This is a genomic window from Winogradskyella pacifica (genome assembly GCF_003386275.1).
Taxonomy (GTDB): Bacteria; Bacteroidota; Bacteroidia; order Flavobacteriales; family Flavobacteriaceae; genus Winogradskyella; species Winogradskyella pacifica.
Genome location: NZ_QREI01000005.1, coordinates 164,995 through 185,422, shown reverse-complemented (window position 1 = coordinate 185,422; position 20,428 = coordinate 164,995). Strand labels below are relative to the sequence as shown.

General features: G+C 33.9%; 20 protein-coding genes and 1 riboswitch. Of the genes, 9 read left to right on the top strand and 11 right to left on the bottom strand.

Going from position 1 to position 20,428, the window contains the following annotated elements; translation table 11 throughout:
- Positions 1 to 4 precede the first annotated feature (4 nt).
- Positions 5 to 1,024 carry a LacI family DNA-binding transcriptional regulator gene (locus DFQ09_RS11980; RefSeq protein WP_115810638.1) on the bottom strand — a complete coding sequence of 340 codons (1,020 nt, stop codon included), beginning with the start codon at positions 1,022 to 1,024 and terminating at the stop codon, positions 5 to 7.
- A gap of 145 nt (positions 1,025 to 1,169) precedes the next feature.
- On the opposite strand from DFQ09_RS11980, the gene DFQ09_RS11975 reads away from it, so the two are divergent.
- The 3 genes from DFQ09_RS11975 to DFQ09_RS11965 all read left to right on the top strand — a co-directional run bounded on the left by DFQ09_RS11975 (position 1,170) and on the right by DFQ09_RS11965 (position 3,503).
- Positions 1,170 to 2,216 carry a sugar kinase gene (locus tag DFQ09_RS11975; protein WP_115810636.1) on the top strand — a complete coding sequence of 349 codons (1,047 nt, stop codon included), beginning with the start codon at positions 1,170 to 1,172 and terminating at the stop codon, positions 2,214 to 2,216.
- A gap of 99 nt (positions 2,217 to 2,315) precedes the next feature.
- On the top strand, positions 2,316 to 2,984 hold the full coding sequence (locus DFQ09_RS11970; protein WP_115810634.1) for a bifunctional 4-hydroxy-2-oxoglutarate aldolase/2-dehydro-3-deoxy-phosphogluconate aldolase: 669 nt from the start codon (positions 2,316 to 2,318) through the stop codon (positions 2,982 to 2,984).
- A gap of 3 nt (positions 2,985 to 2,987) precedes the next feature.
- Positions 2,988 to 3,503, top strand: a complete 516-nt coding sequence (locus DFQ09_RS11965; protein ID WP_115810632.1) for a LacI family DNA-binding transcriptional regulator — start codon at positions 2,988 to 2,990, stop codon at positions 3,501 to 3,503.
- Positions 3,504 to 3,519: 16 nt separating this feature from the next.
- Here DFQ09_RS11965 and DFQ09_RS11960 read toward each other — a convergent pair whose 3' ends face one another.
- Entirely contained in the window at positions 3,520 to 4,587 is a 1,068-nt protein-coding gene (locus tag DFQ09_RS11960; protein WP_115810630.1) for a T9SS type A sorting domain-containing protein, read from the bottom strand.
- 276 nt (positions 4,588 to 4,863) lie between these two features.
- Here DFQ09_RS11960 and DFQ09_RS11955 point away from each other — a divergent pair, with 276 nt between their 5' ends.
- Together DFQ09_RS11955 and DFQ09_RS11950 are read left to right on the top strand one after the other, a co-directional pair.
- Positions 4,864 to 5,802, top strand: coding sequence for a T9SS type A sorting domain-containing protein (locus DFQ09_RS11955; RefSeq protein WP_115810628.1), 939 nt, complete (start codon positions 4,864 to 4,866; stop codon positions 5,800 to 5,802).
- 210 nt (positions 5,803 to 6,012) lie between these two features.
- Positions 6,013 to 6,822: a DMT family transporter gene (locus tag DFQ09_RS11950; RefSeq protein WP_115810626.1), complete on the top strand. Its 810-nt coding sequence runs from the start codon at positions 6,013 to 6,015 to the stop codon at positions 6,820 to 6,822.
- A gap of 12 nt (positions 6,823 to 6,834) precedes the next feature.
- Here DFQ09_RS11950 and metF read toward each other — a convergent pair whose 3' ends face one another.
- The 5 genes from metF to DFQ09_RS11925 form a co-directional block, all read right to left on the bottom strand.
- The gene (gene metF / locus DFQ09_RS11945; protein WP_115810624.1) at positions 6,835 to 7,788 is read right to left on the bottom strand and encodes a methylenetetrahydrofolate reductase [NAD(P)H]; all 954 of its coding nucleotides are present in this window, start codon (positions 7,786 to 7,788) and stop codon (positions 6,835 to 6,837) included.
- 142 nt (positions 7,789 to 7,930) lie between these two features.
- On the bottom strand, positions 7,931 to 10,648 hold the full coding sequence (gene metH, locus DFQ09_RS11940; RefSeq protein WP_115810622.1) for a methionine synthase: 2,718 nt from the start codon (positions 10,646 to 10,648) through the stop codon (positions 7,931 to 7,933).
- A 1-nt stretch (position 10,649) separates the two neighbouring features.
- Positions 10,650 to 11,006: a four helix bundle protein gene (locus DFQ09_RS11935; RefSeq protein WP_115810905.1), complete on the bottom strand. Its 357-nt coding sequence runs from the start codon at positions 11,004 to 11,006 to the stop codon at positions 10,650 to 10,652.
- A gap of 30 nt (positions 11,007 to 11,036) precedes the next feature.
- Positions 11,037 to 12,038, bottom strand: coding sequence for a homocysteine S-methyltransferase family protein (locus DFQ09_RS11930; RefSeq protein WP_115810620.1), 1,002 nt, complete (start codon positions 12,036 to 12,038; stop codon positions 11,037 to 11,039).
- The gene (locus tag DFQ09_RS11925) at positions 12,038 to 13,204 is read right to left on the bottom strand and encodes a trans-sulfuration enzyme family protein (RefSeq protein WP_115810618.1); all 1,167 of its coding nucleotides are present in this window, start codon (positions 13,202 to 13,204) and stop codon (positions 12,038 to 12,040) included. Before DFQ09_RS11925 ends, DFQ09_RS11930 begins: the two co-directional genes overlap by 1 nt.
- A 100-nt stretch (positions 13,205 to 13,304) precedes the next feature.
- Positions 13,305 to 13,428, bottom strand: a riboswitch (SAM riboswitch).
- Between the two features lie 136 nt (positions 13,429 to 13,564).
- On the opposite strand from DFQ09_RS11925, the gene DFQ09_RS11920 reads away from it, so the two are divergent.
- The 3 genes from DFQ09_RS11920 (at position 13,565) to DFQ09_RS11910 (ending at position 16,321) form a co-directional block, all read left to right on the top strand.
- The gene (locus tag DFQ09_RS11920; protein ID WP_115810616.1) at positions 13,565 to 14,155 is read left to right on the top strand and encodes a HupE/UreJ family protein; all 591 of its coding nucleotides are present in this window, start codon (positions 13,565 to 13,567) and stop codon (positions 14,153 to 14,155) included.
- 104 nt (positions 14,156 to 14,259) lie between these two features.
- The gene (locus tag DFQ09_RS11915; protein ID WP_115810614.1) at positions 14,260 to 14,712 is read left to right on the top strand and encodes a deoxycytidylate deaminase; all 453 of its coding nucleotides are present in this window, start codon (positions 14,260 to 14,262) and stop codon (positions 14,710 to 14,712) included.
- A gap of 1 nt (position 14,713) precedes the next feature.
- The gene (locus tag DFQ09_RS11910) at positions 14,714 to 16,321 is read left to right on the top strand and encodes a S41 family peptidase (RefSeq protein ID WP_115810612.1); all 1,608 of its coding nucleotides are present in this window, start codon (positions 14,714 to 14,716) and stop codon (positions 16,319 to 16,321) included.
- On the opposite strand, the gene DFQ09_RS11905 is transcribed toward DFQ09_RS11910, so the two are convergent.
- Genes DFQ09_RS11905 through DFQ09_RS11895 form a run of 3 tightly spaced genes read right to left on the bottom strand, consistent with a single transcriptional unit; the run spans position 16,311 to position 17,714 of the window.
- Positions 16,311 to 16,922: an NAD(P)/FAD-dependent oxidoreductase gene (locus DFQ09_RS11905; RefSeq protein WP_115810610.1), complete on the bottom strand. Its 612-nt coding sequence runs from the start codon at positions 16,920 to 16,922 to the stop codon at positions 16,311 to 16,313. The genes DFQ09_RS11910 and DFQ09_RS11905 overlap by 11 nt on opposite strands.
- Positions 16,922 to 17,122 carry a hypothetical protein gene (locus DFQ09_RS11900; RefSeq protein WP_115810608.1) on the bottom strand — a complete coding sequence of 67 codons (201 nt, stop codon included), beginning with the start codon at positions 17,120 to 17,122 and terminating at the stop codon, positions 16,922 to 16,924. Before DFQ09_RS11900 ends, DFQ09_RS11905 begins: the two co-directional genes overlap by 1 nt.
- A 10-nt stretch (positions 17,123 to 17,132) precedes the next feature.
- Entirely contained in the window at positions 17,133 to 17,714 is a 582-nt protein-coding gene (locus tag DFQ09_RS11895) for a MarC family protein (RefSeq protein ID WP_020898079.1), read from the bottom strand.
- Positions 17,715 to 17,885: 171 nt separating this feature from the next.
- Here DFQ09_RS11895 and DFQ09_RS11890 point away from each other — a divergent pair, with 171 nt between their 5' ends.
- Positions 17,886 to 18,455, top strand: coding sequence for a DUF3109 family protein (locus DFQ09_RS11890; protein ID WP_020898080.1), 570 nt, complete (start codon positions 17,886 to 17,888; stop codon positions 18,453 to 18,455).
- 47 nt (positions 18,456 to 18,502) lie between these two features.
- Here DFQ09_RS11890 and DFQ09_RS11885 read toward each other — a convergent pair whose 3' ends face one another.
- Positions 18,503 to 20,272 (bottom strand): tetratricopeptide repeat protein, encoded by a 1,770-nt coding sequence (locus tag DFQ09_RS11885; protein WP_245940356.1) that lies wholly within the window; start codon positions 20,270 to 20,272, stop codon positions 18,503 to 18,505.
- Positions 20,273 to 20,428: the final 156 nt, after the last annotated feature.

Genomic DNA, 20,428 nt, shown 5'->3' with positions numbered 1-20,428 from the left:
TTGTTTATTTGGAAGAATCCCTAACAATTAATTCAGCTTTCAAGATTATTTTATTTAAGCTTTGCTTTAGTTCTGGTTCATTAACGCGTTTAAGAAATGTTTCAGCAGCAAGACGCCCAATATCTTTACTATGTTGTTCTATGCTAGATATAGATGGTGTAACTAATGATGTAAACAGTTCGTTTCCAAAACCAATTAATCGAATTGTCTCTGGCACATTAATCTCATTTTCATTCAGAATTTGCAAAGCTCCTAGAGCGGCATAATCACTTGCGACATATATAGCATCAGGTCTGTTCTCTAGTTGAAGTAATCGTTCCATTTCTCGTCTACCATCTTCAAGTGTTAAAGAACTTTCAATGATTAAACTATCGTCTATTGGGAGATCATTTTTCTTTAAAGCATCAACATAACCTTTAATTCGGTTATTAAAAATACGGGTCCTTCGATAACCACCGATATGTGCAATCCGTTTACACCCCTTTTCAACTAAATGTTCAACAATCATATGACTACTGTCATAATCATTGATTCCGACATAATCGACATTCAAGTCATTTTCACCGCGATCAAATAATATTAATGGAATGCCTTTTGATTTTATTTTTTCGTAATGAGATAAATCAACGGTTTCATTTGCCATAGACGCAATAATACCATCAACCTGCGTAAATAGTAAGGTATCTATATTTTTACATTCTTTATCAAAAGACTCATTAGATTGTGTGATAATAATATTGTATCCTGCTTTATTAAGCACAGCTTCCATATGTTCTAAAACAGATGAAAAGAAATTACTATTGGTTCTCGGTACAATAACGCCTACTAAATTACTTTTTCCTTTTCGTAAGGCGCTCGCCAAATGATTAGGTTGGTAATCTAATTCTTTAGCAATACGTTTAACTGCTTTTTTTGTTTTATCACTAATCCGCGAATCATCATGCATAGCTTTAGAAACAGCGGCAGGTGAAATGTTTAAGACGTTTGCAATGTCTTTTAAGGTAGTTCTTTTTTTATTCGCCAAGTTTTTATATATTTGCTTAATCGATTAAGCAAATATAATAGTTTAACTCTAAGAATCAAAACTTGTACGTTTTGATTTATTTTTAAATCTATTGGTTAATCGATTAAGCAAAATAATTTTATAACTAAATAAACAAATATTCAGAATGAAAAAAGTAGTCACTTTTGGAGAAATTATGCTAAGATTAGCACCTCAAGGTTTTTTAAGATTTTCACAAGCAAATAATTTTGATGCCATCTACGGTGGTGGAGAATCTAACGTTGCTGTTTCTTTAGCAAATTATGGTGTACCTGTTGATTTTGTAACACGTTTACCAAAGAATGATATTGGAGAATGTGCAATGATGGAAATGCGTAAAAGAGGAGTTGGTGTAGATAAAATTATTTATGGTGGAGACCGTTTGGGTATTTATTTCTTAGAAACGGGAGCTGTAAGTAGAGGATCTAAAGTTGTATATGATAGAGCACATTCTGCAATTTCTGAAATTACACCAGGCATGGTAGATTGGAAATCTGTTTTTAAAGATGTGGCTTGGTTTCATTGGACAGGTATTACACCTGCAATCTCTCAGGGTGCAGCAGATGCCTGCTTAGAAGCTGTAAAAGTAGCTAGTGAAATGGGAGTGACGATCTCTACAGATTTAAACTACAGAGCTAAGCTTTGGACGTTCTGTGATGAAGCACATAGAGAAAAAATAATGACTGAATTAACGTCATATTGTGATGTTGTTTTAGGAAACGAAGAAGATGCAGAAAAGCACTTTAATATTAAGCCAGAAGGTTTAGATATCACAACGCAAGGACACGATGTAAAAGCAGAAGCGTTCTTGTCTGTTTGTAAGCAAATGATGGAGAAATTCCCAAGAGCTAAAAAGGTAATTACAACCTTAAGAGGGTCTATTTCCGCGTCTCATAATACATGGGCTGGTGTGTTATACGATGGTAAAAAAATGTACGAGACACGTCAATACCAAATCACAGATATCGTTGATCGTGTTGGTGGTGGTGATTCATTTATGGGTGGCTTAATCTACGGATTATTAAAATATCCTGAAGACGATCAAAACGCATTAGACTTTGCTGTTGCAGCGTCTTGCTTAAAACATACAATCAAAGGTGATGCGAATTTAGTAACCGTTTCTGAAGTTGAAAAACTAATGGGTGGTGATGCATCTGGGCGTGTAGCTAGATAGTAGGTTTATAGTAGTGTTGGTAAATTGTTTATTTAATTTACCAACACTACATTTTTAAAATAATTATTCAGATTAACTGATAAAATTCGTAATAATAAGATGGCAAATTATACAAGAATAGAAGTTGTAAATGTTATGAAACAAACTGGTATGGTGCCATTGTTTTATAATGCAGATTTAGAGATTAGTAAAAAAGTAATTAAAGCAACGTATGATGGTGGTGCACGTTTACTTGAATTTACTGCAAGAGGAGATTTTGCTCACGAAGTTTTTGGTGAGCTTAATAAGTATGTTTTAAAAGAAATGCCAGGCATGATAATGGGGGTTGGTTCAGTAACCGACGCAGCTTCGGCTTCTCGTTTTATGGCTTTAGGAGCAAATTTTATTGTAACTCCTGTTTTTAGAGAAGATATTGCTATTGTATGTAACCGTCGTAAAGTATTATGGTCTCCTGGTTGTGGTACATTAACAGAGATCTGTAGAGCTGAAGAGCTAGGCTGTGAGGTTGTGAAGTTATTTCCAGGTGATATCTATGGCCCTGCGTTTGTTAAAGCAATTAAAGGCCCTCAGCCATGGACGAGTATTATGCCAACAGGTGGAGTGTCTCCAACAAAAGAGAATTTAGAAGGTTGGTTTAATGCAGGTGTAACTTGTGTAGGAATGGGCTCTAAATTAATTGCAAAAGGTGCAGATGGTAAGTATGATTTAGCTAAAATTGAATCTGATACTAAAAATGCATTAAGTATAATTAGTGCTTTAAAATCATAACTATTGAAATCATCAGCTGTAACTATTAAAGAACTTTCATTTTTATCAGGATATTCAATATCTACAGTTTCTAAAGCTTTAAATAATAAGCTTGAGATTAGTAAAGGCACAAGAGAAACTATTAAAACTATTGCAAAACAGTATAATTATGTTCCAAATAATTATGCTGTTTCGCTTAGAATGCAGAAAACAGGTTCCATTGCTGTAATAGTACCAGATATAACTAAAGCTTGTTATAGTCATTCTCTTAGTCATTTACAAACGTCGGCTGAAAGCTTTGGCTATAGAATTCTATTTTACCAATCCTTTTACTCTAATACAAAAGAGTTAAATTGTGTAACAAGTCTTAGTGATGGCTCTATAGATGGAATCATCGTGGTGTCTTCAGAAAGCAAGGAAAACTCAAATTACGTAAATAATGCATTTCCTATTGAATTACTTCATGTAGATAGTAATCAATCTGTAGAGGAAATTAATGACCTGTCATACACTAGTTTATTAAATGTATTAAAAGGGTAATTCAAATTTTAAAGAATTATTCAATAATACATTTTAAGGTTTGGACTGATTTCTGAGATTTTATAAAGTTGATGTAATATAAACCTTTTGCTAAATCAGAAACATCTAATGTGTTATTGTTGAGTCGATTAAATATCGGTACGTCTTTACCAGAACTATCATAGAATCGTATATGATCATAATCCTCTAATTCAATATTTTTAAAAGTAACTAAATTTTTCGTAGGGTTAGGAAACAATAGCACTTCTTCATTTTGTAATTCAATATCTAAAAGAGATAAAGGCTCTATTTCCTCAATACTAAAATTGTTAAATAGGACGACTTCATCTTGTAAATCGTCACTATTAATCAGACTTCTATAAATTCCCCATTTTGGTCTTGCAAAATCAGCACCATCTTGCCACATGTCTATAGCGTCATTAATATAATTTAAAATTGACAAATTATCTGAAATACGATCAATACTTATAGAGTAATGGCCTTCATTCCCATAAGTAATGCGTTCAGTAACTTCTACCCAATGCCCTCTAAATAGATCCAAATTAGCGGTTTCAATAGTAGTTTGGTTCGTGGTTGGTGTATATCTCAATTCTATACGATCAGGATTTGCTTTTCTGGCCGTAAGTGTTATCATAGGAATAGATGCATAAGGACCACCAACAGATTTTATTTGATGTAAATGTGTAAAGTTCGGTGATACCTTAAAGTCACTAGATAATTTAAACTTCCATCTGTATTCTACTATTTCGCCCGCTATCGCTTTTAAATAATCTGGTGATTGATCATAGGTTTTTATTTCTGTTCGTTGTCTATCAAAATTTTGACATCGATCATTATCTGGTGTTTTGTGCGCTATAAATCGAAACACATTAGCATTTAATTCGGTGTCAAAGAGTTCATCAATATGTCTTCCAAATTCCGCATGATTACAATCTGGGACTTCAATAACATTATACCCCGGAGCTAAAGCAGCGTTTATATCTTCATAAGTATTTCCAGATTCATTAGCATTTAGTGTAACCTGAGCAATGGAGATTTGTATAAAAAGACAAGAGGCTAGTCCTGCAAATAATCTTCTTTTCATAATTCGGTTTTAGATTGATAAATTAAATTGGTTAACCAATATAAGATTAATTTTCCAGCAGCCTAAATCGCTTTAGGGTAAATGATAAATTTGTTAAAATATTGTTCATTTTATTATATTAATGTCAGTTATTTCTTAAAAAATTAAAAAAAGGTTTGGTTTTTTATTAAATTAATTACGAAAACGTTATCTCTTTTGATTTTTTTGTTATATTTGGTAAACCAGATTGGTAAACCAGTTTAATAATCTAATAATTAATCTATTAAAACAATAATTATGAATAAAACATTACTCTTATTATGTCTAATGACATCTTTCTCGATTTTGGCACAGGATCCTGTGGTACAAAATGATGCATTTGCTGAAATCCCAAAGGAACCTGGTACAAGTGATTGTTCTTGTTCTCACTGGATAAATAAAGATTTAGGTGATCAGGGGGAAACTTCAGCCTCAGGACTAACCTCTCCTAATAGTGCTGTTAAATTTGATGATTTTGAATCTGATTTAATTTATCAAGAAGTAGAGGTATTAGCCAATACCAATTATAAATTAACTTATGCAGTTAGATTTAATGATGGTGCAGACCCTGACGTTACACCAAGTTCTATTGAAATGCGTATTTTAAAAGGTTCTGGTTATGAATCTGGTTATACACCTGTTTATTATACAGATGCTACTATTAAGCCAACTTCAGGTTTTGGGTACATAGATATTACAGTTGCAGAACTTGCAGCGAACAATATTGCAATTGATACACAAGTACATCCAGGTAACTCTGATTACCTTGTTTATGAATTTGATTTTAATAGCGGTTCAGAAACAAGTATTGCTATAATGGGTAGAGGTATTGGAAGGCCTAATACACCACCTGCTGATGCTAGTGATTCTAGACCCTGGTTATGGTCTTCAGGTGAGGATGAGATTAGAGTTGATTACTTAACAGTAATAAATCAAGATGCTTTATCTATACAAGAGTTCTCTGCTGCTAATTTAAAAGTTTATCCTAATCCAGCTAAGTCAAATATTACTATTATATCATCAAATCAATCTCAAGTAGATTCTGTTGAGTTATATAATATTTTAGGTTCTAAATTAAAAACGTATTCTAGCTTAGTTGATAACACTATCAATATTTCAGAGATGTCTTCAGGTATTTATTTACTCAAAGTAAACTCTGGCAATAATACAGTAACAAAACGTATTGTAATTGAGTAATTTATAGTCTAATTAATCTTAAAAGGGCAACTTAAAACCATATAAGTTGCTCTTTTCTTTTACCATAAATTCTGATGTAGTAATTAAGCAATCATTAGATATAGACTTGTTCATTAGAACGTAAATTTATATGTAAATTGCTGTTTCTAAACCATTATATATTCTACACTTTTTAAAATAACGTTGATTTTGAAAGAGGCCATAAAATACATGATAATTAGTGCGCTGGCATTTACATTTATGAATGCTTTTGTGAAATCTTTAGACCATTTTAGTGTTTATCAAATTGTCTTTTTTAGATCTATAGGGTCGTTATTTTTTACACTTCCATTTTTATTGAAAAATAAAATTTCCCTACTAGGAAATAAAAAAGGATTATTGATAATGCGAAGTATCTTCGGACTCATTTCAATGACATTATTCTTTTTGTCTATAAAATATATTGCCATGGGAACAGCGGTTTCAATACGATATATAGGTCCAATCTTTGCCGCATTCTTTGCCTTGTTATTCTTAAAAGAAAAAATAAAGCCGATACAATGGTTGTTTTTTCTGATTGCATTTATAGGCGTACTTGTGTTGAAGGGATTTGATACCGAAATGGAAATTAAAGGAATTGTGTTTGCCTTAATATCGGCAGTGTTTGTCGGTTTGGTTTACATTACCATCCGAAAAATTGGAGGTGAAGACCACCCCGTAGTTGTGGTCAATTACTTTATGATTATTTCAGCCGTTATTGGTGGTGTGTTAGCTATTAACGATTGGGTGAATCCTGTGGGTAAAGAATGGCTAGTTTTATTAAGCTTAGGTGTCTTTGGCTATTTTGCTCAATTGTATATGACCAAAGCCATGCAAGCCGGAGAAACCAATCAAGTAGCTCCTCTTAAATATCTTGAAGTTATTTTTACCATGATAATTGGCTTGTTTTGGTTTGGAGAAATTTATACCATTTGGAGTGTTTTAGGAATTTTACTTATTGTCTTGGGTTTAACATTGAATGTTGTGACTAAGAAAAAATAAATGACATCATGTTTAGAATAACTCAGAAGCAATAGCTTTTACATTATCACTCTTTCCCATCGAATAATAGTGAAGCACTGGGACACCGGCTTGTTGTAACTCTTTAGATTGCGTAATTGCCCATTCAACACCAACTTGTCTAACCTGTTCATTAGTTTTACAACGGTCTACAGCTTCTATTAAATCTTCGGGTAAATCAATTTTAAACACTTGAGGTAATAATTGTAAATGACGCTTTACGGCAATAGGTTTAATACCAGGAATTATGGGTACATTAATCCCTTCTGCTTTGGCTGCTTTAACAAAATCAAAATACTTTTTATTGTCAAAAAACATTTGAGTCACAACGTAATCGGCACCAGCATCTACTTTTTCTTTTAGTCGTTTTAAGTCCGTCCTTAAGGAAGGTGATTCAATATGTTTTTCAGGATAACCAGCAACACCAATACAAAAATCAGATTTATCATCTGCTTCAAGCACATCGTGTAAATAATGTCCTTTATTTAAATTTTGAATTTGACTCACTAAGCCTTTAGCAAATTGGTGACCGCCATCACAGGCTTCAAAATATTGCTGATGCTTCATGGCATCTCCTCGCAAAGCCATCACGTTATTTATCCCTAAATAATGACAATCTACTAATAAGTATTCAGTCTCTTCTTTTGTAAATCCACCGCACAATACATGTGGCACAGTATCAACATCATATTTATGCTTTATAGCGGCACAAATACCAACAGTTCCAGGTCGCATACGCGTGATTTTCCGATCCAAGAGGCCATCTTTTTCAATGTAGAGATACTCTTCTCTAGAGGTGGTAACATCTATAAAAGGAGGTTTAAATTCCATTAAAGGCTCAATATTATTATAGAGTTGCTGAATGCTATTTCCTTTTTTTGGTGGAATAATTTCAAAAGAAAATAGTGTTTTTCCGTTGGCGTTTTTTATGTGGTCTGTTACTTTCATATCAATTGCCCACGAAAGTGGGTATCTCTTTAATGTTACATTTTATTGATCCCTATAGGGTTTTTGAAACCTTGTAGGATTGCTCTGTTGTGAAAGACCTGCTAGGTTTTTGAAACCTGCTAGGTCTAAGATTTTAGTCTAATTAATCTGCAATATTCGGACTCAACCATTTCGTTGCTTCTTCATTTGAAATTTCTCTTCGTTTACTATAATCTTCAACCTGATCTTCTTTTATTTTTCCTAATCCAAAATAGCGCGCTTCAGGATTGGCAAAATAATAACCACTGACACTGGCTGCTGGCCACATCGCTAAACTCTCGGTTAGTTTTACACCAATGTTTTCTTCAACATTTAAAAGTTTCCAAATGGTTTGCTTTTCTAAATGATCTGGACACGCAGGATAACCTGGAGCAGGCCGGATTCCTTTGTAACTTTCTTTAATTAAATCATCGTTAGTTAAGTTGTCATCATCAGTATAATTCCAATGGTTAATTCGTACCTCTTTGTGTAAATATTCTGCAAAAGCTTCAGCTAAACGATCGGCTAAAGCTTTAATCATAATGGAATTATAATCGTCGTGGTCAGCTTCAAATTTTGCGGCTAACTCATGAGTTCCGAATCCTGTAGACACACAGAAACATCCCATATAATCTTGTTTTCCTGTGGCTTTTGGAGCAATAAAATCTGATAACGCAATGTTGGGTTTTCCTGCTGCTTTTTTAGATTGCTGACGAAGGGTTAAAAACTCATATGTATTTCGACTGCGCTCAGCATGACCTTCTGGTAGTGTAATTTCAATATCATCATCATTCACTGTATTAGCTTCAAACAACCCGAAGATGCCTTTTGCCTTCAGTAATTTTTCATCAAAAATACGTTTCAGTAATTCTTGTGCATCAGCAAATAATATAGTGGCTTGTTCACCAACGATTTCATCCGTTAAAATCTCTGGATATTTTCCATGCAAATCCCAACTTCTAAAAAATGGAGACCAATCGATAAAATCTTCAAGTTTGGTAATGTCAAAATCGTCTACTATTTGAATACCTAATTGTTTTGGTTTTACAATTTCAGAGGTGTTCCAATTAATTTTGAATTTGTTTTTCCTGGCCTCAGCAATCGTTAAATATTCTTTTTTCTTGGTGCGTTTTAAGAATTGTTCTCGGAATTTATCATACTCTTCGCGAATCTGATCTTTATAAATTTTACTGTCCTTTTTTAATAAATCACCAACTACTGTTACCGCTCGTGATGCATCGTTAATATATACAACAGTATTGCTATAATGTGGTGCTATTTTTACGGCAGAATGTGCTCTAGAGGTTGTAGCTCCCCCAATTATAATTGGAATTGTTACGTTTTGTTTTTCGAGTGCTTTAGAGACATAAACCATTTCGTCTAGCGATGGTGTAATTAAGCCGCTCAGCCCAATAATATCAACCTTTTCTCTTATGGCGGTTTCCACAATTTTTTCAGGGGGAACCATAACTCCAAGGTCAATGATTTCATAATTATTACAACCTAAAACGACACTCACAATATTCTTTCCAATATCATGCACATCTCCTTTGACGGTTGCCATTAAAATTCGTCCTGCAAATTCTTGTTTTCCGTCTTTTTCTGCTTCAATAAAGGGTTGAAGATAGGCCACTGCCTTTTTCATGACGCGAGCCGATTTTACCACTTGAGGCAGAAACATTTTACCACTTCCAAATAAATCACCAACCACATTCATACCAATCATTAAATGACCTTCTATAACATGAATCGGTTTCTCTGAAGCTTTTCGTGCTTCTTCAACATCTTCTATAATAAAGGCATCAATACCTTTAACTAAAGCGTGTGTAATTCGTTCTTGTAAAGGATCGCTTCGCCACTCTAAGACTTTATCTTCCTGTTCTTTTTTCTGCCCTTTTACCGATTCGGCATAATCCAATAAGCGTTCTGTAGCATCATCGCGTCTATCGAATAAAACATCTTCGACACGCTCTAATAAATCTTTATCTATTTCATCATAGATCTCAAGCATTGTTGGGTTAACAATACCCATATTCATACCATTTTTAATCGCATGATATAAAAAAGAGGAGTGCATCGCTTCACGAACAACGTTATTACCTCTAAAAGAAAATGACACATTACTGACACCTCCAGAAACATTAGCATAAGGTAGATTTTCGCGAATCCATTTGGTGGCTTCAAAAAAGTCGAGTGCATTTCTACGATGCTCATCCATGCCTGTGGCTACAGGAAATATATTAGGATCAAAGATGATATCTTGAGGCGGGAATTTAAGTTCGTTGACCAAAATATGATACGAACGTCGGCAAATTTCTATACGTCTGTTGTAAGTATCGGCTTGGCCATCTTCATCAAAAGCCATCACCACAACAGCGGCTCCATATCGCTTAATAAGTTTCGCTTGGTGCTTAAATTGCGCTTCTCCTTCTTTTAAACTGATGGAATTAACCACACATTTACCTTGAGCAACTTGCAAGCCAGCTTCGATAATTTCCCATTTAGAACTATCAATCATTAATGGAATTCTAGAAATATCGGGCTCTGAAGCAATGAGGTTTAAGAAGGTCGTCATGGCATAAACACCATCTAACATGCCTTCGTCCATATTAACATCCAGAATTTGTGCGCCACCATCAACTTGATCTCTGGCAACTTCTAAAGCTTCATCGTATTTTTCTTCTTTTATTAAACGAAGAAATTTTCGAGAACCAGTAACGTTTGTTCGTTCACCTATATTTATGAAATTACTTTCAGGAGTTACTACGAGTGGTTCTAAACCAGAGAGCGTTAAATACTTAGGGTTGTTAGTTGTTGGTTGTTGGTTGTTGGGTGCACTCATGTTATTCTTTGGATTTGAAATAATTAATGAATCCGTTTAGTAATTTTTTACAAGATGTTACTTGTATTAAAATAGTCTCTAATTGCGCTTTAGAGATATCATTTAAATCAAAAGCTAAATAAAGTTGCGTTTCTAATTCAAACAAAGAACCTCTTGATATATATAAAAAATGAATAGTTTCTTTGTTAGATTGTCGTCCTAATCCTTCTGCAATATTTGATGGAATTGATATAGAACATCTTTTTAGCTGATTCGTTAAAGCGTATAATTCTTCTTTAGGGAATAAATCGCTCAGTAAATAAACGTTTTTCACAAGTTCCCTAGAGGATTTCCAAACATCTAATTCTGTATAATTCATTTCTTCTTTTTTAAAACTGACAACCATCAACTAAACACCAGCAACTAATTGCCTCGGTTGATACTTTTCAGCCACTTCCGCAATTGCTTTTATATGCGCAGGACTCGTGCCGCAGCAACCACCAATTATATTTATTAAGTCATCTTTAAGGTAGTCTTCAATAAATTGCTGCATTTGCTTTGGTGATTCTTCATATTCCCCAAAGGCATTTGGTAAACCTGCATTTGGATGTGCTGAGGTGAAAAATTCAGTTTCGTTAGATAAACGTTGCAAGTAGGGTTTTAACTGTTCTGCTCCCAGGGCACAATTAAAACCAACACTTAATAGTGGAATGTGTGATATGGAAGCTAAAAAAGCTTCTACTGTTTGTCCCGATAAGGTTCTGCCAGAAGCATCTGTAATGGTTCCAGAAACCATAATTGGGATATCGATATGGCGTTCTTCCTTTACTTCTTCAATTGCAAATAATGCCGCTTTAGCATTTAAAGTATCAAAAATAGTTTCCACTAAAAGTAGATCAACACCTCCATCAATAAGTGCTTCAACTTGTTGTTTGTAGGCGATGCGTAACTCATTAAATGTAATCGCTCTGTATTCTGGTCGGTTCACATCTGGTGATAAACTCGCTGTTTTGTTGGTTGGGCCAATGCTTCCCGCTACAAAACGTGGTTTTTCAGGGTTTTCTTTTGTGAATTTATCAGCGACTTGTTTGGCGATTTTTGCAGATTCAAAATTCAATTCGTACACTAGATCTTCCATGTCGTAATCTGCCATGGCAATTGTAGTTCCCGAAAAGGTGTTGGTTTCTACAATATCTGCTCCAGCTTCAAAATATTTTGCATGTATTTCTGCAATGGCAACCGGTTGTGTTAGTGATAGTAAATCATTATTGCCTTGTAATGGAGACGGGTAATCTTTAAAACGTTCTCCCCTAAAATCTTCTTCGTTGAATTTGTATTGCTGAAGCATCGTTCCCATGGCTCCATCGAGAACTAAGATGCGTTTTTCTAATTCTTTTCTAATATCTGCCATTAGTTTAAGGCTTGTTTTAAATCGTTAATAATGTCTTCAGGATGTTCTAAACCAACAGAAACTCTGATGAGTCCACCTGTTATTCCAGTTTGTAATCGAATATCTTCTGGTATTTTAGCGTGTGTTGTAGATGCAGGATGCGTTACAATGCTTCGTGTATCTCCTAAATTTGCAGATAGCGATAATAGTTGAATCGCATTAAGAAACTTACGGCCCGCTTCAATGCCACCTTTGATTTCAAAAGCTACAATGGTGCCACCTTGTGACATTTGTTTTTTTGCTAATTCGTATTGTGGATGCGATTTTAAAAAAGGATACTTTACAAAGTTCACGTTGCCATGCGATTCTAAAAAAGTAGCAACTTTTAAGGCATTGTCGCAATGTCTGTCAACCCTAACAGGTAATGTCTCTAAGCTTTTTGATAAAATCCAGGCATTAAAAGGTGATAAAGCTGGGCCCGTATTTCGAGAAAATAAATAGATTTTTTGAATTAATTCTGAACTTCCAACCGTTACACCACCTAAGACTCTGCCTTGTCCATCAATTAATTTTGTTGCAGAATGAATAACTAAATCCGCACCAAATTTAATAGGTTGTTGCAAGTAAGGTGTGGCAAAGCAATTATCGATTATGAAGATTAAACCATGTTTTTTCGCAATATCTCCTAAGCGCTGTAAGTCTAAAATATCGACAGCTGGGTTGGTTGGACTCTCAGCGTAAATTACTTTTGTATTGGGTTGAATTAGACTTTCAATGGTATCCAATTCATCGATTTTAAAATAGCTATTTGAAATATTCCACTTTGGTAAAATGTTATTAAATAGGGTTTGAGTTGATCCAAAAATACTACGACAAGACACAATATGATCGTCTGCATTTAATAAGGCGGCAAAGGTTGAAAACACAGCAGACATCCCAGATGCAAAAGCATACCCACGTTCCGCACCTTCCATTAAACAGATTTTCTCTACAAATTCTGAGGTATTAGGATTAGAATAACGACTGTAAATATTACGTTGTTTTTCGTCTGCAAATGAGGCGCGCATATCTTCGGCATCTTCAAAAACATAACTCGATGTAAGGTATAAAGGGCTAGAATGCTCTAAAAACTGCGAACGCTCTATTTGAGTACGTATCGCTTGTGTTTCAGTATGTTTTAAATTCATTTTCTAATAATTTAAGTAAATCAATAAACTTAAATACGCCACAGACGTATGTATAGAAAATGTTATAAAGAATTGTAATTACAGGTGAGTAATTATAGTTTGGTTATCTATCCAATTGCGCGATAAATGAATCGACAATAACGTAGAAGTTAGCACCTTCTTAATAAGTTTAAGGGTTGCTAAGGTTTCAAAGGGTCTAATCCCTCCACCTTTCTTGATAACATTTCAATAAGTTGCTTGAACTTTGTAAGTTACAATATTCCGAAAGAAAATAGGATTATACAAATTTTATTCACTTTATTTTAGCGAAGGCATATTGCATTTTAATTGTAACTTTGATTTTCCCTAAAAAAAAAAATTATGTTAGAAAATTTCTGGTTTAATGTACAATATGGCATGAACCATGTATTAGATATTAACGGTTATGACCATATTCTTTTTTTAATGGTATTGGCTGTGCCTTATGTTTTTAATGATTGGAAACGTGTCCTTGTTTTAGTAACGACATTTACGTTAGGACATACACTATCATTGGTTTTGGCAGCTTATGGTATTGTAAGTATAAATGGTGAATTGGTAGAGTTTTTAATACCAGTCACTATTTTAATTATGGCTATTTATAACGTGTTTACTGCGGGTAAAAAATCGAAAACAGGTAAAATTGGCTTATTGTTTTTTACAACCTTGTTTTTCGGAATCATACACGGCTTAGGTTTTGCAAGAGAGTTTAAAATGTTTTCTGGTCAATCGGAAAATAAACTAGAACTTCTTATAGAATTCGCTCTAGGAATAGAACTTGCCCAAGTTATCATTGTTTTTATTGTCTTGTTTTTAGGATTTTTATGTCAAACAGTCTTTAGGTTTTCGCGTCGCGATTGGGTTATGGTAATTTCTGCGGTTGTAATAGGCTTGGTTATTCCAATGATACTGGAGAGCAATTTTCTAAAATAAGCCAAAAAGTTTGGTAAAACTTTAACGAGAAGGTAATGGCATATAAAATACTATCCGTTTATCTTCGTTACGTACATAGTACGTTTGTATAACACTAATTATTAATGTCAAAGGCAAAACAATTACGCTACGATAAAGCTTATTTAAGAATTGCGAAAGAATGGGGGAAATTGTCTCATTGTAAACGTAAACAAGTAGGTGCACTTATTGTTAAAGATAGAATGATCATTTCTGATGGTTATAATGGTACACCAACAGGCTTTGAGAATTATTGCGAAGATGATGAAGGTTATACCAAGTGGTACGTTTTACATGCTGAGGCAAACGCCATTTTAAAGGTTGCCTCATCAACACAGTCATGTAGAGGTGCAACGTTATACATTACGCTTTCACCTTGTAAAGAATGCAGTAAGTTAATCCATCAAGCAGGTATTGTCCGAGTCGTTTACCAACAAGATTATAAGGACTGCTCAGGAATTGATTTTCTAAAAAAAGCAGGAATTGAATTAGAACTTATAGAAGATTTAAATGCAGATTCCCCTTCAGACGGGAAATAGTATGGCAACAAAAAATAAATACATACCACTTATTATTGGTGTTGCAATAGCAGCAGGCGTTATTATAGGTGGGAAATTGAATTTTTCTGACACCTCAGATAATCTCTTCACCACAAATAGCAAAAAGGATAAACTCAATCGGTTAATAGATTATATCGATTACGAGTATGTAGAAGAGGTTAATACAGATAGCATAGTAGATGTTACTGTCAATGGTATTTTACACAATTTAGATCCGCATTCAACGTACATTCCTAAAGAAGATTTAGAACGAATTACCGAAAACATGAAAGGTGATTTTGTTGGTATTGGTATTAATTTTTATGCTTATAATGATAGCATTGCGGTAATTAGACCTACGGAATATGGTCCGAGTGAGCGTGCTGGTATTATGAGTGGTGACCGCATTCTTTTTGCGGATGGAGACACACTTTATGGCTCTAATATCTCGACTGAATTTATAGGTCAGAAACTAAAAGGAGATGAGAATACGAATGTGAAACTTACGGTTTATAGAAAGGGTGAAGATGAATTATTAGAGTTTGATATTAAGCGAAAAGCCATACCTATAAAAAGTATTGATGCAGCCTATATGCTTACCGATGATTTGGGATATATAAAAATGAACCGCTTTGCCGAGTCTACCTTCAAAGAATTTAAATTGGCGTTAATTGAATTAAAAGAACTTGGTGCTACTAAATTAGCCTTGGATCTTCGCGATAACCCAGGTGGTTTTTTAGGTATTGCGGAGCAAATTGCAGATGAATTTTTAGAGGACGATAAGCTTATATTATTCACAAAAGATAAGCGAGGAAAGGAAGAACGTATATACGCCACCAAACGCGGAGACTTCGAAGAAGGAGAACTCTATATTCTTATCAATGAAAATTCGGCATCAGCGAGTGAAGTTATTGCAGGTGCGCTTCAAGATAATGATAAGGGTATTATAGTGGGTAGACGTTCTTACGGAAAGGGTTTAGTACAACGCGAAATGGCTTTAGGCGATGGCAGTGCTGTACGATTAACAGTGTCTAGATATTACACGCCAACGGGTCGCTCTATACAAAAGCCATATACTAATGGCGAAAGTGAAAGTTATCATAATGATTATTACAAGCGCTTAAGAACCGGGGAATTAGCAGATGAAGAAAGTATCGTTGTTGATGACTCTTTAAAATTTACCACGCCAAAAGGGAAAGTGGTTTATGGAGGGGGAGGTATCATTCCAGATGTGTTTGTGCCTGTAGATCGTTTGTTTGACAATGAAACCATCAATTACTTAAGACGTCGGGGACATTTTGGTTATTTTGTTTTTGAAGAATTAGATAAAGATCGCACCATCTATCGAGATATATCTAAGTACGATTTTATTAATAATTTTGAAGTGAGTGATGATATTGTAGTCAGTTTTCAAGATTACATTAATAAAAGAGAGCGTACTAATATCACTTTCACTGTTTATAATGCGGAAATAAAACGCTTAATAAAAGCAACATTAGCACAACAGTTATATGATGATAATGCGTTTGAAGAAATCTTAAATAAAGAAGATATTATGGTCCAAGAAGTGATTCTTTTAAGTACAGAGCATCCTGATTTTAAGCAATAACTTTATCGTGAATTTTGGTTTGCTTCCCATCATTCCAAAGTGTTAAAATATCGGTTGCCACGTGGGCGCCACTTCCACTAGCCATAGCAAATTGACTACGCCAACCGGCTAAAGTCCCAGCAACATATAGATTGTCTTCAATAAGATGGTCTGTGTTTTTTAACCAAATTCTATCTTTCTCAATAGCGGCTCTTGGATGTGGTTCTATATAGTTTTCGAGACCTTCTATGGTCATTAAGTTAGTATAGCCAACGGCAATGACAACGATCTTAGAATAATAGTTATTTTTATTTGTAGTCACTATAAAACCATCCTTATTTTTCTGTATCTCACTTACTTTTTCATTTTCAATTTGAGAAACATGCGGATAAATGGTAGCTAATTGTGATTTACCTTCCGTTAAAATATCTGAACCTAAAGTACCCGGTTGTAACCCTAAAACATTATTAAATAAAGCGGTTTGAAGGTGCGATGTTTTTTGGTGCATTATAATGCCAATCTGTTTGCCTTCTGCGAAAGGTTTGTTTTTTGCAGACCCCAAGACTAAAGCACAAGATAACCCTGCTGCTCCACCACCGATAATTAATGCATCAAAATCCATTAGCGACGTTTACTTAGTTTTTCAATCTTCTTAGAAATTCTTAAAATTTGTACTAATATAAGTGCACAAAGTGCAGCTACAATTGTAATTAAGGCTGTTTGACTTTCTCCTTGTAAGAGTGCATCAAAATTTAACTTTGTGGTATTAAAAATAATAAGTGCTAATGCTATAACTGATAGAATAAGTGTAAGTACTTTCATGTTTAAAAATTTAAGCCAGTAAAGCTTTAATGTTATGCGCAAATAATTTTACTGCGATGGCTAACAAAATTACACCAAATATTTTTCTTATAATGTTAATTCCGTTTGCACCTATAATACGTTCAATTTTTGAAGACGTTTTTAGTACAATATAAATGACAACAACATTACTAATTACAGCAACGATAATATTTTCAATAGCAAATTCTGCACGTAACGATAATAACGTAGTTAAAGTCCCTGGGCCTGCCATTAACGGGAATGCTAATGGAAAAACAGAAGCAGTAACCGAACTGTGTTCGTCGTCTTTATAAAGTGTAATACCTAAAACCATTTCTAGTGCAATAAAGAATATAACAAAGGCACCAGCAACAGCAAATGAGTTGACATCAATACCAATAAGACTTAATAAACTTTTTCCTACAAAAAGGAAAATAATCATTATTACACCTGCAATAATAGAGGCTTTTCCACTTTGAATATGCCCCACTTTTTTACGAAGATCTATGATAATTGGAATGTTTCCAATGATATCAATAACCGCAAAAAGAATCATGAAAGCTGTAAATATTTCTTTAAAATTAAGTTGCATTTTTCGAGTATTTTAAATCATTTATAACGTCTAAAACAGGGCTATAAGTTATTGGTTTTTAATTGCTTAATAGCTATATTTTAGTATGGTTTTTGAAATTTTTTGCAAAGGTGCGATATTATTAAAGATTTTCAATGGAAAATTGCGGTTAAGTTTAAGTATTTTTGCGGCATGTTTCAACTCGGAAAAACCATAGTTTCAGAAGATATTATAGAAAAGGATTTTGTTTGCAATCTTTCGGCTTGTAAAGGTGCATGTTGTATCGATGGTGATGCAGGTGCTCCTTTAGAAAAAGATGAGGTTAAAATCTTAGAAGATATCTATCCCAAAGTAAAACCATTTCTTCGTAAAGAAGGTATCGATGCTATTGAGGCCCAAGGGACTTCAATAACGACTGATTTTGGAGATTTTGAAACGCCATTAATTAATGGTGCAGATTGTGCTTACGTCATTTTTGACGAGAAGAAAACGGCACTTTGTGCTATAGAAGAGGCTTACAATCAAGGAGAAATTAAATGGAAGAAACCAGTGTCTTGCCATTTATATCCCATACGAATAAGAGAGTATACGGAGTTCTCTGGTGTAAATTATGATAAGTGGGAAATTTGTGATGATGCCTGTTCTTTAGGTAAAGAATTACAAGTGCCTGTTTACAAATTTGTAAAGGAAGCGCTTATTAGAAAGTTTGGAGAGGATTGGTATGCTGAATTAGAAAAAGTAGCCGAAACTTATAAGCGATAAGCTTTATAAATTTTAGCTTCATTTATCTAATTTCTTTTTTAACGTCTCTAGTTTATAAACTGAGTCTTTAATTTTGTAGGTATTTGTAAGATTATTTTAGTGCCAGACGGTTTTTCGTTTTCATATAAATCTTCAATTTTCAAAGTGTATGAATTTTGAAATGCTTCCGAAAAATTAGCCAATCGAGCTTTAGTAATATCTATACCTACTGAGTTTCGTTCTAGTCGTTTTCTATCATTTATTTTTTTTGATGCATTTCTGCCAATACCATTATCTGTAATTTCAACAGTGATAAAATTGGGTGAGTCTTTACTAACGTTTAAGATTATTTTTTTGTTATTAGATTTCGAAGATAAACCATGCCATAACGAGTTTTCTAAAAAAGGTTGAAGCACTAAAGAAGGTAATTTTGTGATTTCTGTATTTATAGTAGGGTCTACCGTAATCGTAAAATCGATTTCATTTGAAAACCGAATGTTTTCAATATTCATATACAATTTCATGGTCTCAAGCTCATCATTAAGAGAGGTTTCTTTTTCTTTTGATGCCATTAAAATCTTTCGGATGAGCTTCGAAAATTTATTGAGATAATAAACGGCATTGGTTTTATCATTATTAATGATATAGAGCTTTATAGAATTTAGGGAGTTAAATATAAAATGAGGATTCATTTGACTCCGCAACATGTCTTGTTCTAAGGTTAAGATATGTTTGTCGCGCTTTAAGGCTTTTGTTCTTTGAATAATAAAAAGGGCGACACCTATAATTCCTAAGAGTAGGGACGTGTAGAGCAAGATTTGTTTATTCCGCTCTAAGCGTAAGCGAACAGATTCATTTTCTAGCGCTAACGCTTTTATCTGATTGTTTTTATTTTCGTTTTCATATTGTACAGCAATGTCATTAACATATTGTAAGTTTTGTTCCGTTAATATGGTGTTTTCTATTTCAACGGCTTCTTGATAGTACTTTAAGGCTGTTTTAAAATCATTGTTCTTTTGGTTGAGTTTAGATAGTAATTTGCTAGATTCTGCAACCGTAGATTTTAAATTATAAGAGTTGGCTATGTTGAGTGCTTTTTTTAAATGAGTTTCTGCAGAAATAAGTTGATCAGTTTCTATTTCTAACTGCCCCAGGTTGAGGTACGACGCCGAAATGTAATATTGATCGTCAATATCTAATGCTTTGTTTAGAGCTTCTTTAATGATCGGTTCGGCTTTCTTGTAATTGTGTTGTTTTAGGTAGATACCTCCAATACTATTGTAGCAGATAACACGTCCGATTTCAGAATTAATCATATTGTTGTAATCTAGTGATTGTTGAAAGTTAGATAAGGCCAAGCTTAAATTCCCTTTAGCCTCATGTGCGTAACCTATGTTATGGTAGTTAATAGCTAATCCTAATTTATTATCGATGCTTTTTTCAATTGCAAGAGATTTGTTAAATTGATTGATGGCTAAATCGTATTGTTTTAGTGCCAAATAAATATTGCCAATACTGTTTTGTGAAACAGCAATGTTCTCTGTTACGGTTTGTGATGGTTCTAATACGGAATATGCAATTTTAAGAGCTTCGGTATGGTAATCTAAAGCAGGTTTAACCACATCCATCCGTCTATAAATAACACCTATCATATTTAAACTAATAATTTTAAATTCGGTGCTTTCTGCCTTAACTGCATAAACTTCTGCCTCTTTATGTAAGGTAATAGCTTCATCGTAATTAGAAATGTTTCTTTGAATGACGCCTAAAGCATTAAGCGCATAACTACAGCTTTCAAATGAAGAGATGTCCTTAGAAACAGTAAGCAAACGTTTCATTTTTAGACTGTCCTGTTCAAATGGTTCAAATAGGGAATCAATTTCAGTGTATAGAGAAGGTGAATTGTTTTTTATGTAGATTAATGAGTTTTCAAAACTTGTCTGTTGCGCAGAACTATAGAAACTATAAAAGAAAAAAATCAAACATAGGTTTAA

Bases quoted from the DNA above. Each gene is read 5' to 3' on its own strand.
- DFQ09_RS11975 (WP_115810636.1), top strand. From the start codon at position 1,170: ATGAAAAAAGTAGTCACTTTTGGAGAAATTATGCTAAGATTAGCACCT.
- DFQ09_RS11970 (WP_115810634.1), top strand. From the start codon at position 2,316: ATGGCAAATTATACAAGAATAGAAGTTGTAAATGTTATGAAACAAACT.
- DFQ09_RS11960 (WP_115810630.1), bottom strand. From the start codon at position 4,587: ATGAAAAGAAGATTATTTGCAGGACTAGCCTCTTGTCTTTTTATACAA.
- DFQ09_RS11955 (WP_115810628.1), top strand. From the start codon at position 4,864: ATGAATAAAACATTACTCTTATTATGTCTAATGACATCTTTCTCGATT.
- DFQ09_RS11950 (WP_115810626.1), top strand. From the start codon at position 6,013: ATGATAATTAGTGCGCTGGCATTTACATTTATGAATGCTTTTGTGAAA.
- metF (WP_115810624.1), bottom strand. From the start codon at position 7,788: ATGAAAGTAACAGACCACATAAAAAACGCCAACGGAAAAACACTATTT.
- metH (WP_115810622.1), bottom strand. From the start codon at position 10,648: ATGAGTGCACCCAACAACCAACAACCAACAACTAACAACCCTAAGTAT.
- DFQ09_RS11935 (WP_115810905.1), bottom strand. From the start codon at position 11,006: ATGAATTATACAGAATTAGATGTTTGGAAATCCTCTAGGGAACTTGTG.
- DFQ09_RS11930 (WP_115810620.1), bottom strand. From the start codon at position 12,038: ATGGCAGATATTAGAAAAGAATTAGAAAAACGCATCTTAGTTCTCGAT.
- DFQ09_RS11925 (WP_115810618.1), bottom strand. From the start codon at position 13,204: ATGAATTTAAAACATACTGAAACACAAGCGATACGTACTCAAATAGAG.
- DFQ09_RS11920 (WP_115810616.1), top strand. From the start codon at position 13,565: ATGTTAGAAAATTTCTGGTTTAATGTACAATATGGCATGAACCATGTA.
- DFQ09_RS11915 (WP_115810614.1), top strand. From the start codon at position 14,260: ATGTCAAAGGCAAAACAATTACGCTACGATAAAGCTTATTTAAGAATT.
- DFQ09_RS11910 (WP_115810612.1), top strand. From the start codon at position 14,714: ATGGCAACAAAAAATAAATACATACCACTTATTATTGGTGTTGCAATA.
- DFQ09_RS11905 (WP_115810610.1), bottom strand. From the start codon at position 16,922: ATGGATTTTGATGCATTAATTATCGGTGGTGGAGCAGCAGGGTTATCT.
- DFQ09_RS11900 (WP_115810608.1), bottom strand. From the start codon at position 17,122: ATGAAAGTACTTACACTTATTCTATCAGTTATAGCATTAGCACTTATT.
- DFQ09_RS11895 (WP_020898079.1), bottom strand. From the start codon at position 17,714: ATGCAACTTAATTTTAAAGAAATATTTACAGCTTTCATGATTCTTTTT.
- DFQ09_RS11890 (WP_020898080.1), top strand. From the start codon at position 17,886: ATGTTTCAACTCGGAAAAACCATAGTTTCAGAAGATATTATAGAAAAG.
- DFQ09_RS11885 (WP_245940356.1), bottom strand. From the start codon at position 20,272: ATGAAACGTTTGCTTACTGTTTCTAAGGACATCTCTTCATTTGAAAGC.